Raw genomic sequence first — 15695 nt, forward strand, 5'->3', positions numbered from 1 at the left:
CTCAGCGCGCGTCGTCCAGCACTTCCGGGTGGTCGTACGGACTGGGCCGATCGTTCGCCGAATACCGCTTGTAGTGCCACTGATACTGCGCATAGGCCAATTCCACGCAGTTCTGCACACCGCGGTTGAGCGCCGTGCACGCCACGCGCTGATCCGCATCCGCCAGCCCTTCCGGCGCCGGCAGCAGATGGATGCGGAAGCCCTCGCCACGCGGCAGCCGCTCGGCGAACGCGAACAGCACCGTCGCCCCCGTGCGCGCCGCCAGCCGCGGCAGCAGCACCATGGTCAGCGCTTCGCGGCCGAAGAACGGAGCGAACTCGCCCTCGCCTTCGCGCGGTTTCTGGTCCGGCAGGATGCCCACCGTGCCGCCCGCGCCCAGCCGCTTGAACAGCGTGCGCACCCCGGCGCCCTCGGCGCGCACCTGTTCCGGCGCCAGCGCGCCGCGCGCCTTGCGCAGCAGGCCCTCGACTGCGGCGATGCGCGGCGGCCGGTACAGGATCGCCATCGGCGTCTTGCGGCACAGCCAGTAATTGAGCAGTTCCCAGCAACCCAGGTGCGGCGCGGCGATGATCACGCCGCGGCCGGATGCCAGCGCCGCGTCGAACAGCGCCTCGCCGCGCACCTCGCGCACCAGGTCCAGCGCGCGCTCGGCATCGCTGCCCCAGATCTTGGCGATCTCGGTGATCGACTTGCCGCTCTCGATCATCACCTCGCGCAGCAGCGCCGCGCGGGCCGGCGCGTCCAGCCGCGGCCGGGAGATGCGGATGTTCACCGCGGTGTTCTGCACGGTCTTGCCGTCCAGCCGCAGCGACAGCCGGCCCAGCAGCGCGCCCACGCCGTGCAGGGCCCGCAGGGGCAGCAGGCCGACCAGGCGCAGCAGGAGGTAGAGCAGGAAGATATCGAAGCGCATGAGCCGCACAGTGTAGCGGCTCAAGCCGTGCACCCTCCGGCCGCTGCCTCGTTTTGTGGTTAATCTTTGCGCCCCGCCGTCCGCCGCAGCCGCTTATCGATGATCGCCCTGATCCAGCGCGTCCTTTCCGCCCAAGTCGACGTGGCCGAAGAAACCGTCGGCGCCATCGGCCCCGGCCTGCTCGCCCTGGTGGCGGTGCAGCCGGCCGACGACGAAGCCAGCACCCGCCGCATGCTCGAGCGCCTGCTCGGCTACCGCGTGTTCGCCGATGAACAGGGCCGCATGAACCGCTCGCTCAAGGACACCGGCGGCCAGCTGCTGCTGGTCAGCCAGTTCACCCTGGCCGCCGACACCCGCTCCGGCATGCGCCCCAGCTTCACCAGCGCCGCCTCGCCCGAGCAGGGCCGGCGCTGGTTCGACCGCCTGGTGGAACTGGCCCGGGCCGCGCACCCGGGGGTGGAAATCGGGCGCTTCGGTGCCCATATGAAAGTCCAGCTGGTCAACGACGGACCGGTCACCTTCTGGCTCGAAACGCCATGACCGCGGACCCACCGGGCCACCGCGACGATTCCGAAAAAAACTTCTCAGACAACGGGTGTTTGGCGCGCTTTTTGCGTGCGCCGGATGCCCATATCTTTCACTTGAAAACTGGTCAAAAAAGCATCACATCGCTATACTGATCGGTTCCTGCATCCGCGGCGGTAGGTATGAACAACAAAGCTCCCGAGCAACAGTCTGAAATCAAGGCGCTTATCTCCAAAGGTCTCGAGCAGGGCTACCTGACCTACGCCGAAATCAATGACCACCTGCCCGACGACATCGTCGATCCGGAGCAGATCGAAGACATCATGGCCGTCCTCAAGGGCGTGGGCATCGAAGTGCACGATGCCGCCCCGGACGCCGACCCGCTTTCCGACAACGCCAGTGGCACCGCCACCGACGACGAGGCCGCGGCCGAAGAAGCCGTCGCCCTGCTGTCGGCCGTCGACTCCGAAGTGGGCCGCACCACCGACCCGGTGCGCATGTACATGCGCGAGATGGGCACGGTCGAGCTGCTCACCCGCGAGGGCGAAATCGCCATCGCCAAGCGCATCGAGGAAGGCCTGGGCCAGGTGCAGACCGCGCTGGCCAGCTTCCCGCTCACCATCGAGATGCTGCTGGAGGAATACGACCAGCACCTGGACGGCAAGCGCCGCCTGAGCGAGATCCTGGCCGGCTTCGCCGACCTGGAGGAGGCCGCCGACGCCGCCCTGGCCGCCGCCGAGGTGGAAGCCAGCGACAGCGACGCCGAAGCCGACGAGGACGAGGAAACCGAAGGCGCCAGCGAGGACGAGGAAACCGGCCCGACCGGCCCCGATCCGGAAGAGGTCAAGCGCCGCATGGAACTGCTGCGCGACTACTACGGCAAGTTCCAGAAGGCCTCCGCCAAGACCACCGACATCGGCGACAAGAAGATCATCAAGCTGCGCGAGCAGATGGCCGAGGAATTCCTCAAGCTCAAGCTGCCGTCCGCGCTGATCGACAGCTTCGTGCGCAAGCTGCGCGAGGTGGTGAACGACATCCGCCACCACGAGCGCGTGCTGATGGACATCTTCGTCAAGCAGGTGAAGATGCCCAAGGCCGAGTTCATCAAGACCTTCCCCAGCAACGAGGGCAACCTCGAGTGGGCGAACGAGCTGGGCCGCAAGCGCCAGAAGTGGTCGCCGAACATCAAGAACTACAAGGAAGCGATCGACGCCGAGCAGGAAAAGCTCGCTTCCATCGAGCACAAGCTGTTCCTGCCGCTCACCGACATCAAGGAAATCAACCGCACCATGTCGGTCGGCGAGGCCAAGGCCCGCCGCGCCAAGAAGGAAATGGTGGAGGCGAACCTGCGCCTGGTGATCTCGATCGCCAAGAAGTACACCAACCGCGGCCTGCAGTTCCTGGACCTCATCCAGGAAGGCAACATCGGCCTGATGAAGGCGGTGGACAAGTTCGAATACCGCCGCGGCTACAAGTTCTCCACGTACGCCACCTGGTGGATCCGCCAGGCCATCACCCGCTCGATCGCCGACCAGGCGCGCACCATCCGCATTCCGGTGCACATGATCGAGACGATCAACAAGCTCAACCGCATCTCCCGCCAGATGCTCCAGCAGTTCGGCCGCGAGCCGACGCCGGAAGAACTGGCCAAGGAAATGGAGATGCCGGAAGACAAGATCCGCAAGGTGCTGAAGATCGCGAAGGAACCGATCTCGATGGAAACCCCCATCGGCGACGACGAAGACTCGCATCTGGGCGATTTCATCGAGGACACCAACGCCAGCTCGCCGATCGAGTCGGCCACGGAAACCGGCCTGATGGAAACCGTGCGCGAAGTGCTCGCCGGCCTCACCCCGCGGGAGGCCAAGGTGCTGCGCATGCGCTTCGGCATCGACATGAATACCGACCACACCCTGGAAGAGGTCGGCAAGCAGTTCGACGTGACCCGCGAGCGCATCCGCCAGATCGAAGCCAAGGCCCTGCGCAAGCTGCGCCACCCGAGCCGCTCGGAGCAGCTGCGTTCGTTCCTCGATATCGATTGATCGCTACCTTAAGCGAACGGCAGAAAGCGAAAAGCCCCGCGCATGCGGGGCTTTTCTTTTGCGCCGGGCGTAGCGGCTCAACCCATGTCGTAGAAGAACTGCTCGCGGTCGATCTTGCCGTCCTTGTTGACGTGATAGACGCAGATCTCCGTCATGTTCACGCGGCCGTATTCCTTCATGGTCACGTCCAGCGTCATTTCCAGGCTGAACCAGTTGCCGGCCACCACCGCGTCGCTGACGTTGCCGCCATGCACTTCCACGATCGATTCCTGGAACTTGCGTCCCTTCTCGAAGATGGCATCCAGCCCCTTCACATTGCCCAGCGCACCACCCGGCGCGCCCTCCGGCTCGATGCTTTCGGCATCCTTGGAATACAACTCCTTCTGCGCCTCCTCGTACTTGCCCTCGCGACACAAAGCCACCAACCGCTTCGCTACCGATTCCGTGCTCATCGTGCACCTCCGGGTCAAAGGGCTTATGAGCCTACGCCGGATGGGATAAGTCTGGATGTGCCGGTGGGTGGGGGCGGCGCTCTCGACGGTCCCTGGGTGTGTAGCTAACATGACGGGCTGTTGCGTGATCTGGCCGTGCAATGCGGCTGGCAGCGTCAGGGCCTATAGCTCAACGGTTAGAGCAGGGGACTCATAATCCCTTGGTTCCAGGTTCGAATCCTGGTGGGCCCACCATCTGTTGCATGATCTACCGCGTCGATCAGGATGACAATCGCCTTAGCCACTGCCCAAACCGAAGCCACACCTTCTTATCTACTTCGGTGCAACAACGTTCTGCCTCGATCAGCGGCAACTACTTCGTAAGCGGCTCGCCAGCCGCTTTGCACATCGGCGCAATCGCCTCACCCAGCGTGGCTTTTCAGTTCAGCGCAAAGCACTCTATTCACGCGAAGAGGCGCGAAGCGAGCCACAACGCAAGGAAGAAGATCGGCGCGCTAAAAATAAACCGCCTGTGGGATACAAGTTGCATGGACTTCTATCAGCACGCGTTCTGGCAATCCATAGCATCGTGGATGGACAAGGAGCCCGCATATTCCATGTCCATCCAAAGCCTACACCGCTAAGTAAAGCACACGCTGAAATTTCGTTTGCTCCAGCACTTCTAAGCGATAAAAAAGCTTTGAAAGGGAGCGAGTATCTCAAGTGGCGCCTGGAACTATGCGATGTGCTGGGCACATTGCAATCAGAAACACTACTTCCCTCCGTACCCCGGAATTTTCGCGAGCGCGCGCTCGCGATCCTAGAGTGGTGTCAGCTGAAGTTACGTAAGCACTGAGCGTGCATCCATTGATCTATCTGGCAGAGGATCAAGGCAAGCCTGTCTCGGCAAAAGACACGCAACCTTCGACCGAAGGCCGCATACCCTAGCGTCTGAATAAATTGACGATCAGTCAGCTGACTCCACGATTTTTCGGTCATCCGTCTAAGATCCCGGATCTCGTAATCTCTAGCCGATGAGATCTTGTGCCATTCGCTAATGATCACAAGGAAGAAGCCATGAATTTCAATGAAGCAATCGCTTGCGCTCTTGATGGCGAAGCAATCCTCTTTACGGGATCTGGCTTTGGATACGGAGCAAAGAACCTAAAGGACGTTAAGCCCGTTACGGGCCGCGAATTCGCCAAAGAGCTTTGGTCCCTATCAGGCATTTCCGGTGACCCCGAATCGCTGTCAATTGCCTCAGAAGTTTTCCTTCGATACAAAAATAGGATGGCACTGGCGGAATTGTGCCGCGAGGCCTTCACCATCAGGACACCTGCGATGCATCATGTGACCATCGCGGGTCTGCCTTGGCAACGAATATACACAACGAATTACGATGATCTGCTGGAGAAAAGCGCGCATGAGGCAGGGAAGGTGCTTAACGGCGTCGTTCTAGATGATCCCGTTGAGCAGTATCTTGGACCCAGGATCTGCGTCCATTTGAATGGCTCGATTTCAAGAATGACTCCGACGGATCTGGACTCGACGTTTAAGCTCACACAGTCGAGCTATGTAACGGACACGCTCCGGAGATCTCAATGGATGAACGTTTTTTCCCAGGATCTCCGGCTCTGTCGCGCCGCAATGCTGAGCGCAACGCGGCACCCTGCGCGCCGGTGAGCACGCGGAAATAGATTTCACGCAAGAGACCCGGCCCGAGAACCACTGCATCCAAAGGCTGGCCCATGGCCTCAAGGAATCGCAGGACGGATGCACTCAGCGCAGGATCCATGGGGCTGGACATCATGCTTTGCGGCGCATTCCTGGCCGTAAGCGATGGATGCTGCGCAATCTCGATCATCAGATCGGCGGCCATCTGGAAGTCCAGATGCATATAGATCGCCAGCAGCGGGCGCCCGGGGGTGCCGTCGGATTCCATGGTGAACGGGACAGGCACGGCAACCGCCAGGTAATGCTGCTCGTCGTAAACAAAGACCTGGTTGCCAAAGTACCCGCGCTTGCATCCTTGGCACACGATCACGATGCCGGGGTCGTACAGGACTGGCGTACGACTCAGGGGCCGATCCGAGCGCAGAACGCGCACGCCAGGCAATGCCGTGAGGTTATACCCCTCCTGCGGCGCCAATCGCCGGGCAAGGTCGGCGATACGCCGGCCTTCATCTGCCGGAGCGAGATCTTTCAGCGCGACACGACGGATCATAGGAATAGGCAATAGATTGAGATTTTTCGGCGTAAAAGATGCCCCTATCGGCAGCTATTGTGCAAGCCACATTCGCCATCCATAGGAGCAGCCGCCATGTCGTCAAGCAAGACTTTGCTGATTACCGGGGTCAGCAGTGGCTTCGGCAGAGCTCTTGCCGTTGAGGCCCTGGGCACCGGGCATCGCGTCATTGGAACCGTTCGAAGCGAGCAGGCACGCCGCGAGTTCGAGGCGCTCGCGGCCGAAAATGCCACGGCACGCATTCTCGATGTCACCGACTTCGATGCCATCGATGCGGTCGTTGCCGACATCGAGCGAACCGTGGGGCCGGTGGACGTGCTGGTCAATAACGCGGGATACGGCCACGAGGGCATTTTTGAGGAATCGCCATTGGCGGACATGCGGCGGCAGTTCGATGTGAACGTCTTTGGCGCCGTGGCCATGATGAAGGCCGTATTGCCTTACATGCGCGACCGCCGTAACGGACACATCCTCAATATCACTTCGATGGGCGGACATATCACGCTGCCGGGCATCTCCTACTACTGCGGCAGCAAGTTCGCCCTGGAAGGGATCTCCGAATCCGTCGGCAAAGAAGTGAAGCCGTTCGGCATTACGGTAACGGCCGTGGCCCCCGGATCGTTCCGCACGGACTGGGCGGGACGCTCGATGATCCGTACGCCGCGCTCCATTGCCGACTATGACGGGATGTTTGACCCCATCCGCGAGGCCCGTCACCAAAAGAGCGGAAAACAGCTTGGGGATCCCTCGAAAGCAGCGCGGGCCATGCTGCAGATCATCGCCAGCGATTCGCCTCCGGCTCACCTGCTGCTTGGAAGCGATGCGATCGATCTGGTACGACAAAAATGGGCATCGCTTGCCGAAGAAATCAATCAGTGGGAAACCGTTACCCGCTCGACGGATGGCTGATGCGGCACGCCGAATGGCCATGCCGCGCAGTCAAACCCCGCCCACAAATGGTCACTCAACGAACAAACCCGTGCTCCATCATCCAGCTCCGGAACATGCCGGGCCACTTTTCCTCATCCGGAATGCCGTTTGCCAGGCCAGCGCCATGGACGCCTTGGGGAAACAGGTGGACCTCGGCAGGCGTCCCTGCATCGCGCAAAGCCTGCGCAAACATCACGCTGTTCTCGGCGCTGATCTGCTTGTCATCCAAGCTCTCGAAGAGGAACACCGGCGATAGCCCGGGCGGGATGTTTAGCTGGGCGGAGAGATATTGCTCCAGCCGAGCCTTCTCACGCCCTTGGTATCCTTCCAGCAGATGATGAAGCGAGTTGGGCGACGCAAACTGATCCGGCAACATCGAAATGACCGGATAACCCAACCCCAGAAAGCTGGGGCGGGCATCGACAGAGTCGATGCCGTCTCGAACGGGTAAGCCGAAGTTTGATGCAGCGTGCACAGCGATCGTAGCGGCGAGATGCCCGCCCGCGGAGAAACCGAACAGGCCGATCTTCGACGGGTCAATGCCGAATTGAGATGAGCGGTATCGCACGAGCCTCAACGCTCTCTGCGCATCCCACATGGGCACCGGGTAGCGGTAAGTGCCATCTCGCTGAACCAATCGATAGTAGAGAACGAAGGCGGTCACTCCCAACTCACGGGAAAAATACTCCGCGACGGGCTCCTGTTCCTTGCGATCACTTAGACGATCGTAGCCCCCGCCTGGAATAACGATGATGGCGGCGTGCGCGGAGTTCCCCGTGGTTCGCCCTGGAAAGATTCTGAGGAAGGGAATATCCCGGCACGGGTCATCGCCCGCGGCGCCGGGGGCGGCTCCATCCCACAGCCTTATATCGTTGGAGTCATGCGGATCGTAGCAATTTTCTTCGGGCCGGCTTTTGGCATCGCCCGCTTCGTGATGATGAGTTCTTGCTCGCGCGGCATGTGGCCAGCTCGCTACGCAAGCGATCCCAAGAAAGAGAAAGGCCGTGGCGATGGCTTGGCGTATACGTAAGGATCTGGCGTTCACGAGTTCTTTAGGTCGGCCGGACGCGGCAAATATTTTCGTGTATCAGAGGGCATGATGCGATACGCCATGCTCCGGGCGCAAAGAGAGCCGCTGCGGGGCAATTCCTCATTAAGACCCGCGTCCTTACCCGCGGACTGGGTCAGCGGCTGCTGCGCGACATCCAGAGAGGTATCGAGGCGAAGCGGTTTCGCGGCGACGATCCACTGATGAGCTTCGTGGTCGCCGGCGGCATCGTGCTCGCGTCCATATCGGTCTGGCTGCACCTGGCGCCATCGAACGAATGGCCCGCCACGCCCCTCCCGCTCCCTCCCTTCAACACGGATCATTTGCCGGAAAGGGCAGCGGCCGAGCTGCTGCTTGCACTTGGGCTTTCGAGGCAGGAAGCGGAGGAGATCGCCGGCCGCCCGCTTCCTCCCATGGATGACGCCTCTTTGACGGCGAGCACCGCGCCATAACCTGAGAGACGCGCGCGGGGCCGCGGCGCCTGCGCCCTGGCACGTGCCATGCGTGCCAGCGAGCGGCTAAGCTCATGGCGGCAACGCGAAGCCTCGCGTTCGCAGCAGCAAGAAGCGTTTTGTTTCCATGCCACCAAGGGAGGGGATATGCGCAGATACGTCTTGATGCTTCTGGTATTCGTCTTCGGCGCCACCACCGGTTGCGCCGCCGTCAACCCCGAGCAGCAACGCGCCTCCGACCAGGCCAGATGCGCCGGCTACGGCTATCAGCCCGGAACGGATCAATTTGCCAACTGCATGATGAAGGTCGACATGCGGCGCCAGGACCAGGCCGACGCGCAGGCGCAGAACGATGCGGACATGAAGGCGCGCAGCATCCGGCGCAACGGCGATACGCGGTTCCCGGTGTGCAGCGCATCCATGATGGACGCGAACCTGGATACGACGAACAACGCCTGGTATGGGCCCAATTGCCGGGAGAAATAGGCTGCGCCTCGGCAACGGGCGGCCCCGTCAAGGGTGGCTGCAGATCGAAGGGAAGTTCTACCCATCAAACGCAAAAACCAGGAGATTGGACGATGGCCATAGAGAACGCCGGGAAGGCGCCGCGCTCGGCGCCCGCCGTCTTTGCAAGCCTCGCCATGGCCTGTTTCGTCTACGCCGCCGCGGCTCTTTTGGCATTGCACTTCCTGCGGCCCGATTACGCCCCGGCCAGCAACTTCATCAGCAACTACGCCGTGGGCCGGTATGGCTGGGTCATGACCAGCTGGTTCCTGGCGATGAGCTGCGGCTTGCTGATGCTTGCAGCGGCGCTCTATACCGATGGCCTGCGCTCCGTTATCGCCTTGCTGGCGATATTTCTGCTGGTCGTCGCGGCGATCGGGCTGGTCGTCTCGGCCATATATCCCACGGATGCACCCGGCGCGCCATCCACGCCAACGGGCGCCATCCACGACATGAGCTTCCTGGTGAATGTCGGAAGCCTACTCATCGCAACCATCCTGCTCTCCGTGAGTTTCGGCATGCATCCGGCGTGGCGCTCCTATCGGCGAACCGCCTGGATCCTGACTTCCCTGATATTGGCCGGATTCGTCATCCAGTTCCTCACCCTGCACAAGGGGATGCCGTATGGCCTGGCGAACCGGTTTTTTGTCGTAGTGCTGCTGGCGTGGCTGTTCGCCTTGTCTTTTCGATTGCGGGCGGTGCCGCGCCAGCAGGCTGGCGGGAAACTCGCGGCCGATCGGTAGCGGGCCACCAGTGAACCCGATCAGCGTTGAACTCCCAACGGCCTTCGGCCGCGGGTTCCAAGCCGGCCGGCCACGAGCTCGACCAGCGCCTCGCGCACCCAGCGCTGGCCCTGATGACCCTGGTTGCGCTCGTGCCATACCATGCCCACGTCGAAGCCCGGCACGGGAAAGGGGCATTCGACGATCTTGAGCTCGCCGGCGCGATCGCGCACCAGTTGCTGCGGCACCAGCGCCACGAAATCGGACTGCGCCACGATCTGCGGAAGAAACAGAAACGACGCCGCCGACAGCACCACGCGGCGCTCGTAGCCAAGCGCTGCCAGCGCATGGTCCACCGGCGTGACGAAGCCGCCGCCGCGCAGCGATACGACGACGTGCTCCAGCTGCGCGAATTTCTCGACGGTGAGGTTTCTGCGCAGCCGTGGATGCCCTCGCCTTCCGATCAATACGTAGCGCTCGTCGAACAGATGCCGCGCTCGCAGGCCGGGCGCCGCGGCGCCCGGCGTCGTCAGCGCCAGGTCGACCTCGCCTCGCGCCAGCTGCGTTTCCAGCTGCAGTATGTCCAGACTCCGCAACGCCACGCGCACACCGGGCGCGCGGTCGCGCAGCGCCAGGATCAGCGGCTGCGCCAGCGCAACCTGAAGATAATCGGTGCAGGCGATGTTCACCGTCAGCCGTGCCCGCGCGGGATCGAAGTTGCCGTGCTGCGCAACGGCAGCGCGTACCTGATCCAGAGCCTGGCGCAGTGGCTCCAGCAGGTCCAGCGCCTTGGCCGTAGGCGTCATGCCTCTTTGGGCCGGAACCAGCAGTGGATCGTCGAACATGTCGCGCAGGCGGCCGAGCTGCGCGCTCACCGCCGGCTGGCTCAGATGCAGGCGGCTCGCCGCCCTGGTCACGTTCTGCTCCACCAGCAGGGCTTCCAGCGTGACCAGCAGATTGAGATCCAGGCGCTTGGTATTCATGGCATGGATACTAGGCCAACAAAGATGCAATTTCACAAATGGCCACCCGGATCCGAGAGTAGGCGCTCATTCGCACCATGAGTGCTCCGCTTACTCCAGGAGAACGCCATGTCCCTCGCCTCGCAGAAACCTCTTATCACCGTCGCCGGTGCGGCCAGCAAACAGGGGCGCAGCGTTGCCGCGGCCTTGCTGGCGAGCGGCCGCTACCGCGTACGCGCACTGGCCCGGCGCACCGACAGCCCGCCGATGCGCCAACTGGCCGAGCGCGGCGCGGAAGTCGTCGTGGCGCCATTGGAGCCTGGCCGGCAGGCGGAGCTGACCGCCGCCATGCGCGGCTCCCACGGCGCCTTTCTGATGACTCCGCCGACCATGCCAGTACCGCCGCCGGGCCAGCCCGAGCTGGCGCTGGGGCGGGAGTTGGCCGATGCCGCCAACGCCGCAGGCGTCGGGCACGTCGTGTGGAGCGGCCTGGAAAACGTCCACGCGCGAACCGGGGGCGCCAAATGGGCGCCGCACTTCACCGAGAAGGCACAGGTGGAAGAGCACATCCGCTCGCTGCCGCTGCGCAGCTCTTTCATCTACCTGGCGTTCTTCTACAGCAATTTCCTGGAGTACTACGTCCCCGCGCGCCAGGCCGATGGCAGCCTGAGCTTCGCCATCTATCTGCCACCCGACGTGCCCATGCCGTTCGTCGATCCGCTTACCGCGACCGGGCCCGCCGTACTGGAGATATTCGATCATCCGGAGAAGTACGCGGGCGAAGTCCTGCCGGTGATCGGCGAGATCCTGACGGCACGACAGATCGTCGACGCCTTCGTTCGCGTCTCCGGGCAGGCGGCGCATTACGCCTCCGCCTATACCCGGGATGAGCTGCTGCGGCACTTCCCTGCGTTCGGCAGCAACCCTTGGCTCGTGGACGAAGCGGTAGGCATGGTGGAGTACGCCGTCGAGTATGGCTACTACGCTCCTGGACGCGATCTTGCCTGGAGCCGACGCATCGACCCGCGCGCACTGACCTGGCAGCAGTTCCTGCAGCAAAGCGGCTGGCGGGGCGAGGCCAGGGACTATGGCGCTGCCGCATAGCAAATGCGGACCGTCATCAGGCTTACATGCTTGCGGGAGCCGTTTCGCATGACCGTCGAATGGCATCGAACGGCACCCGCCATTCGACGGTCGATTTATGCGAGGGCGCCGAAGCGAAGCGCTGCCGCGCGTGCCCGTACGGCATTCAACCAGGCGATCCTCAGGAGCGGTGCGAGCCGGCGGTCCTTGCGGATTGCCGGGCCGCCCGGCCAACCAGCTCATCGATGTAGTCCTGCAACGTCACCGTGCCACGCTCAGGCGACGCTGGACGTTCGAAATCCCCATCCAGGCTGAGCGCGGTCATCCGCGCATACGACGCGGCGGCGGCCTTCGAGAATCCAAGCTGGCGATACGTGGCCTCCCACTGGTCGCGCGGAATGACTTTCACCGCCACCGGCTTGCCGATTGCCGCGGCAAAGGCAGCCGCGACGTCGTTGGGCGAGTAGCGCTCCGGTCCTTCGACATAGTGGATGCCGGATTCGCCACGCGGTGCAGTAAGCAGCCGGGCCGCGGCCCTGCCCAAGTCTTCCGGCGCGACCATCGGCATGGCCAGGTCGGCGGGATACATCGATGCGAGATGGCCTTCGTTGATGGCCATTTCCAAAGACGCATCCCAGTTGCTCATGTAATACGCGGCGCGGATCACGGCGACCGGCACAGGCTGGCGGCGCAGGGCCTGCTCGAAATCGTAGAGCACGCTCAAGTCCCCGAGGCGCTCACCGGGCTGTGCGCCCATGGTCGACTCGGCCACCACCTGCTCCAATCCGGAACCGTCCAATGCATCCAGAATGGCGGCGGCGCTGCGTTTCTCCTGCGCATCCGTATCGGTCGACGGATCGGCCGGTGGATTAAGCAGGAATGCACGCTTGCCTGTTCGAAATACGTCGCGCAGTGCCTTGGTATCGAAGACGTCCGCCACCTCAAACCTGGCGCCGCGCCGTTCCCATTCGTATCGTTGGCTACCCGTGTGCGAGACGACCGTAACCGGCTCGCCCATCTCGAGCAGCCGCTTCGCCGCCGCCGACCCGATGTGCCCCGTACCACCGAGAATGATATGCATACGAGCTGCTCCGTTCTGCGGCGGAACACGTTAGCGCTGCCGTCGTGGCCTCTCTGTCAAAAGCAGCCCATGTCATAGCGTGGTCGGCGTGCCTGGCTAAGAGGCTCTGGCACGCATGCTTTTCAAAGCCAGGATCAGACCAGAACACCCCGGCCTGCTCGAGGCCGGGGTGTTTTAGCAATTACATCGGGTGCGTGCCGGCAGGCGTGCCGTCGGACCAGGTGGCGACCCCGACCAGCAATACCGACAGCGGCGGCAGTTCGGCGGCCTGGGCCTGATGGTCCGGCGCGAAGAACCAATAGTTGCCGCCGAAGATGGGCGAGCCATCGGCATTGGCTCCCCAGTTGGCGCCGTCCTTGAATGGCACGTAGAACATGACGTGCGCCATATCGTGTTCGCCGTCCTCCGACAAATAGGAGGATTTGGACATCATGTAGCACATGGCGCCCGGCTCCAGCGGCGCAATTTCCTTGCTGCGCACGGCGGCCTTGATGCGCTTGGCGATATCGGCGTCGCTACGGCCGGCAAGAGTCATCGCCGTACGAAGCTTGGCGATCGGGGTGACGGTGCGCGCGGCCTGCGGGTTGTCGCAGCCGGCGGCGCGGATTTTCGGATTCCATCGCTCAGGCCAGTCCGGCGCGCCGCTGAATCCCCGCGCCACCCAGCAGACGAAGCCGTTGCTGCCCTTTACGGCGGTTTCATAGCCGGTGCGAGTGAGCACCAGAACGGTCGCATCCTTGGAGATGGAAGCGGGCGCGGCGCTTCTGGCCAGGGCGATTTCCTGGGCGCGGTCCATCAGATAGGCATCGACGGAGGCCATGCGAGGATAGGTTTCAGCCGCTTGCGCCACGGCGCCGGTCACGCCCAGCATGGCCAGCACAGCGCACGCCATCCGCTGGGCGGCGAGCCGGCCGGCGCACTTCATTGCCATCATTTCCCGCATCGTCGTACGCATGGTCGTGTCCTCTCGGTTGGGCCTTTTATGCGGTCGGGTTCATGGTCGCGGCGCTCGTTCCCCCGGGCCGCTTATCCAGGCGACGAACGGGAGCTTCCAAAATCGACATGGGCTGCGGCAATGTTGCGATATCGGGGACGGGGGTGGTCAAAGACGGCCCGGCACATCCCTCTCCCTATCTCCCATTGCCTGATCATTCGGAGCCTTGCGAGTGAATAGCGTTCGCGCAAATCGAAGGCGGCTTCCCCGGGTGCCCTTGATCGCCCTCGGTACGGCCTGCGTGCTGGCCGCCCCTCATCTGGGCGTGCCGATGTTGCTTTATCCGGCGCTTGGCTTGGGACTTTGCACGGCCATGCTGCGCTACCGGCAGCTCCGCTGGGCCGACGTCGGCTTCGGTTGGCGGGGTTTCGACGTCATTCCGCTGATCGTCGGCGGAGCGCTCGGGGTAGCTTACGCCGCCGTCAACTATAGCGTGATCGGCCCGGCGCTTGCCCTTGCGCTGGGCGAGCTGCCGGACCTGTCCGACTTCGCGTTCGTGCGCGACCATCTTTCCGGCTACGTGATCGCCCTCGTCCTGGCGTGGCTGATCGGCGGCTTCTACGAGGAACTGGTATTCCGCGGCTTCCTGTACGACGCGCTGTTGCGTCACCTGCCGGGCTCACGCTGGCGCACCTTGCTGGCTTTCGCCCTGACCGCACTCGTATTCGCCGCTTACCACTGGCAGCTCGGCCGCTTCGGCGTCGCCAATGCCCTGGTGTTCGCCCTGTTCGCGGGCGCCATGCGTTGCCGCTGGCCGGCCAATCTTTGGTACGCGATCAGCTTTCATGCCTGGGCCGATATGAGCGCGTTCACCTTGATGCATTTCCATTACCTGTAGCGGACAGTGGTGGCGAATTCAGTCACTATGGGTTGCGAAGGCTCTCACCTGCCGTCTTATATGAAACAGGGCACCGAAAACCTCAGCAACGACTGGATCCGGATCTCCCGCGATCCCGACACGGGGATCGAGACCGTGCACGCGCATTTCCGGGGCCACGCTTACGATCCTCACGATCATGACGAAGTGCTCGTCGGGGTGACGCAGCAAGGTGTTCAGCAGTTCCGGTGTCATCGAACCACCCATCGCAGTACCGAGGGGCGAGTGATGCTGATCGAGCCCGGCGCGGTTCACGATGGCTACGCTCCGCAGGACATCGGCTTTACCTACGCCATGCTTTATCTGCCGCAGCGATGGCTGTCGTCGATGGCCGGCCGGCTCGATGCACCGGACGCATCCGGCATCGGCTCCGCCTTTCGAAGCACGGTGGCCACCGACGATCGTCTGCGCGACACCATCCACAACGCCTTCCTCGCGCTTCATTTCAAGGAAGCCAGGCTGGCGCGCGACCAATGCCTGGACGCGCTGGTACGAGGCCTCAGCGCGCACACCGGCGCAATCGCCGCACCGGCCCAGGGCTCACCGGAACAGATGCTCCGCGCCCGCGATTTTCTCCACGAGCACATGTCCCGTGACATCGGCCTGGACGAGCTGGCTCATCAATCCGGGATCGACCGCTTCCGCCTGACCCGGCAATTCAAGCGCAGCTTCGGCCTTTCGCCGCACGCTTATCTGGTGCGCCTGCGATTGCGGGCGGCCAGGGCCTTGCTCGCCGGCGGCGCGGCGCCGGGCCAGGTCGCACTGGACGTGGGCTTTTCCGACCAGAGCCATATGGGGCGTTGGTTCCAGCGGGCCTATCGCCTTTCGCCCGCCGCCTACCAGGGCCAATGCACAAACGTTCTAGACCGCCCCGCCGCACCCTGAAGAG

At 63.1% G+C, this 15695-nt stretch carries 17 protein-coding genes, 1 tRNA gene and 1 pseudogene; 12 read left to right on the forward strand and 7 right to left on the reverse strand.

Features of this window, described 5'->3' with window-relative positions; all coding sequences use genetic code 11:
• Position 1: 1 nt before the first annotated feature.
• Complete coding sequence (locus ISN75_RS20985; protein WP_168648489.1) at positions 2-910, reverse strand: lipid A biosynthesis acyltransferase; 909 nt, start codon at positions 908-910, stop codon at positions 2-4.
• Positions 911-1009: 99 nt separating this feature from the next.
• On the opposite strand from ISN75_RS20985, the gene dtd reads away from it, so the two are divergent.
• Together dtd and rpoD are read left to right on the forward strand one after the other, a co-directional pair.
• Complete coding sequence (gene dtd, locus ISN75_RS20990) at positions 1010-1450, forward strand: D-aminoacyl-tRNA deacylase (RefSeq protein WP_167253176.1); 441 nt, start codon at positions 1010-1012, stop codon at positions 1448-1450.
• Between the two features lie 167 nt (positions 1451-1617).
• Positions 1618-3477 carry an RNA polymerase sigma factor RpoD gene (gene rpoD / locus ISN75_RS20995; protein WP_167253174.1) on the forward strand — a complete coding sequence of 620 codons (1860 nt, stop codon included), beginning with the start codon at positions 1618-1620 and terminating at the stop codon, positions 3475-3477.
• Positions 3478-3554: 77 nt separating this feature from the next.
• On the opposite strand, the gene ISN75_RS21000 is transcribed toward rpoD, so the two are convergent.
• Complete coding sequence (locus ISN75_RS21000; RefSeq protein ID WP_168648402.1) at positions 3555-3929, reverse strand: SnoaL-like domain-containing protein; 375 nt, start codon at positions 3927-3929, stop codon at positions 3555-3557.
• A gap of 158 nt (positions 3930-4087) precedes the next feature.
• Here ISN75_RS21000 and ISN75_RS21005 point away from each other — a divergent pair.
• The 3 genes and pseudogenes from ISN75_RS21005 to ISN75_RS21015 all read left to right on the forward strand — a co-directional run.
• Positions 4088-4163 (forward strand) — tRNA-Ile (locus ISN75_RS21005).
• Between the two features lie 8 nt (positions 4164-4171).
• Entirely contained in the window at positions 4172-4552 is a 381-nt protein-coding gene (locus tag ISN75_RS21010) for a hypothetical protein (RefSeq protein ID WP_343818028.1), read from the forward strand.
• Positions 4553-5249: 697 nt separating this feature from the next.
• Positions 5250-5465 (forward strand): annotated as a pseudogene (locus ISN75_RS21015) (SIR2 family protein); the annotation flags it as partial.
• A 1-nt stretch (position 5466) separates the two neighbouring features.
• Here the strand turns inward: ISN75_RS21015 and ISN75_RS21020 are convergent.
• Positions 5467-6132 (reverse strand): AraC family transcriptional regulator, encoded by a 666-nt coding sequence (locus tag ISN75_RS21020; protein ID WP_343818030.1) that lies wholly within the window; start codon positions 6130-6132, stop codon positions 5467-5469.
• Positions 6133-6228: 96 nt separating this feature from the next.
• On the opposite strand from ISN75_RS21020, the gene ISN75_RS21025 reads away from it, so the two are divergent.
• Complete coding sequence (locus ISN75_RS21025; protein WP_343818031.1) at positions 6229-7062, forward strand: oxidoreductase; 834 nt, start codon at positions 6229-6231, stop codon at positions 7060-7062.
• 55 nt (positions 7063-7117) lie between these two features.
• On the opposite strand, the gene ISN75_RS21030 is transcribed toward ISN75_RS21025, so the two are convergent.
• The gene (locus tag ISN75_RS21030) at positions 7118-8128 is read right to left on the reverse strand and encodes an alpha/beta hydrolase fold domain-containing protein (RefSeq protein ID WP_210427887.1); all 1011 of its coding nucleotides are present in this window, start codon (positions 8126-8128) and stop codon (positions 7118-7120) included.
• 59 nt (positions 8129-8187) lie between these two features.
• On the opposite strand from ISN75_RS21030, the gene ISN75_RS21035 reads away from it, so the two are divergent.
• From ISN75_RS21035 to ISN75_RS21045, 3 genes are all read left to right on the forward strand, one after another.
• On the forward strand, positions 8188-8583 hold the full coding sequence (locus ISN75_RS21035; protein ID WP_343203726.1) for a hypothetical protein: 396 nt from the start codon (positions 8188-8190) through the stop codon (positions 8581-8583).
• Between the two features lie 48 nt (positions 8584-8631).
• Entirely contained in the window at positions 8632-9069 is a 438-nt protein-coding gene (locus ISN75_RS21040) for a hypothetical protein (protein ID WP_210427888.1), read from the forward strand.
• A 92-nt stretch (positions 9070-9161) separates the two neighbouring features.
• The gene (locus tag ISN75_RS21045; RefSeq protein WP_343818035.1) at positions 9162-9830 is read left to right on the forward strand and encodes a DUF998 domain-containing protein; all 669 of its coding nucleotides are present in this window, start codon (positions 9162-9164) and stop codon (positions 9828-9830) included.
• Positions 9831-9850: 20 nt separating this feature from the next.
• On the opposite strand, the gene ISN75_RS21050 is transcribed toward ISN75_RS21045, so the two are convergent.
• Positions 9851-10792, reverse strand: coding sequence for a LysR family transcriptional regulator (locus ISN75_RS21050; RefSeq protein ID WP_168649643.1), 942 nt, complete (start codon positions 10790-10792; stop codon positions 9851-9853).
• Positions 10793-10900: 108 nt separating this feature from the next.
• Between ISN75_RS21050 and ISN75_RS21055 the strand changes: the two genes are divergently transcribed.
• Positions 10901-11875, forward strand: a complete 975-nt coding sequence (locus tag ISN75_RS21055) for an NmrA/HSCARG family protein (protein ID WP_343818038.1) — start codon at positions 10901-10903, stop codon at positions 11873-11875.
• Positions 11876-12035: 160 nt separating this feature from the next.
• Here ISN75_RS21055 and ISN75_RS21060 read toward each other — a convergent pair whose 3' ends face one another.
• Together ISN75_RS21060 and ISN75_RS21065 are read right to left on the reverse strand one after the other, a co-directional pair.
• Positions 12036-12935 carry an NmrA family NAD(P)-binding protein gene (locus tag ISN75_RS21060; protein WP_343818040.1) on the reverse strand — a complete coding sequence of 300 codons (900 nt, stop codon included), beginning with the start codon at positions 12933-12935 and terminating at the stop codon, positions 12036-12038.
• A gap of 181 nt (positions 12936-13116) precedes the next feature.
• On the reverse strand, positions 13117-13890 hold the full coding sequence (locus tag ISN75_RS21065; RefSeq protein WP_343818042.1) for a hypothetical protein: 774 nt from the start codon (positions 13888-13890) through the stop codon (positions 13117-13119).
• 250 nt (positions 13891-14140) lie between these two features.
• Here ISN75_RS21065 and ISN75_RS21070 point away from each other — a divergent pair, with 250 nt between their 5' ends.
• Positions 14141-14767 carry a CPBP family intramembrane glutamic endopeptidase gene (locus ISN75_RS21070; RefSeq protein WP_343818044.1) on the forward strand — a complete coding sequence of 209 codons (627 nt, stop codon included), beginning with the start codon at positions 14141-14143 and terminating at the stop codon, positions 14765-14767.
• Positions 14768-14827: 60 nt separating this feature from the next.
• Positions 14828-15691, forward strand: coding sequence for an AraC family transcriptional regulator (locus tag ISN75_RS21075; protein ID WP_343818046.1), 864 nt, complete (start codon positions 14828-14830; stop codon positions 15689-15691).
• The last annotated feature ends 4 nt before the right edge of the window (positions 15692-15695 follow it).

This window comes from Dyella marensis (assembly GCF_049532885.1).
In the GTDB taxonomy this organism is placed as follows: domain Bacteria; phylum Pseudomonadota; class Gammaproteobacteria; order Xanthomonadales; family Rhodanobacteraceae; genus Dyella_D; species Dyella_D marensis.

Coding starts and splice junctions, on each gene's coding strand:
- ISN75_RS20985 (WP_168648489.1), bottom strand. CDS start 910: ATGCGCTTCGATATCTTCCTGCTCTACCTCCTGCTGCGCCTGGTCGGC.
- dtd (WP_167253176.1), top strand. CDS start 1,010: ATGATCGCCCTGATCCAGCGCGTCCTTTCCGCCCAAGTCGACGTGGCC.
- rpoD (WP_167253174.1), top strand. CDS start 1,618: ATGAACAACAAAGCTCCCGAGCAACAGTCTGAAATCAAGGCGCTTATC.
- ISN75_RS21000 (WP_168648402.1), bottom strand. CDS start 3,929: ATGAGCACGGAATCGGTAGCGAAGCGGTTGGTGGCTTTGTGTCGCGAG.
- ISN75_RS21010 (WP_343818028.1), top strand. CDS start 4,172: ATGATCTACCGCGTCGATCAGGATGACAATCGCCTTAGCCACTGCCCA.
- ISN75_RS21020 (WP_343818030.1), bottom strand. CDS start 6,132: ATGATCCGTCGTGTCGCGCTGAAAGATCTCGCTCCGGCAGATGAAGGC.
- ISN75_RS21025 (WP_343818031.1), top strand. CDS start 6,229: ATGTCGTCAAGCAAGACTTTGCTGATTACCGGGGTCAGCAGTGGCTTC.
- ISN75_RS21040 (WP_210427888.1), top strand. CDS start 8,632: ATGCGTGCCAGCGAGCGGCTAAGCTCATGGCGGCAACGCGAAGCCTCG.
- ISN75_RS21045 (WP_343818035.1), top strand. CDS start 9,162: ATGGCCATAGAGAACGCCGGGAAGGCGCCGCGCTCGGCGCCCGCCGTC.
- ISN75_RS21050 (WP_168649643.1), bottom strand. CDS start 10,792: ATGAATACCAAGCGCCTGGATCTCAATCTGCTGGTCACGCTGGAAGCC.
- ISN75_RS21055 (WP_343818038.1), top strand. CDS start 10,901: ATGTCCCTCGCCTCGCAGAAACCTCTTATCACCGTCGCCGGTGCGGCC.
- ISN75_RS21060 (WP_343818040.1), bottom strand. CDS start 12,935: ATGCATATCATTCTCGGTGGTACGGGGCACATCGGGTCGGCGGCGGCG.
- ISN75_RS21065 (WP_343818042.1), bottom strand. CDS start 13,890: ATGCGTACGACGATGCGGGAAATGATGGCAATGAAGTGCGCCGGCCGG.
- ISN75_RS21075 (WP_343818046.1), top strand. CDS start 14,828: ATGAAACAGGGCACCGAAAACCTCAGCAACGACTGGATCCGGATCTCC.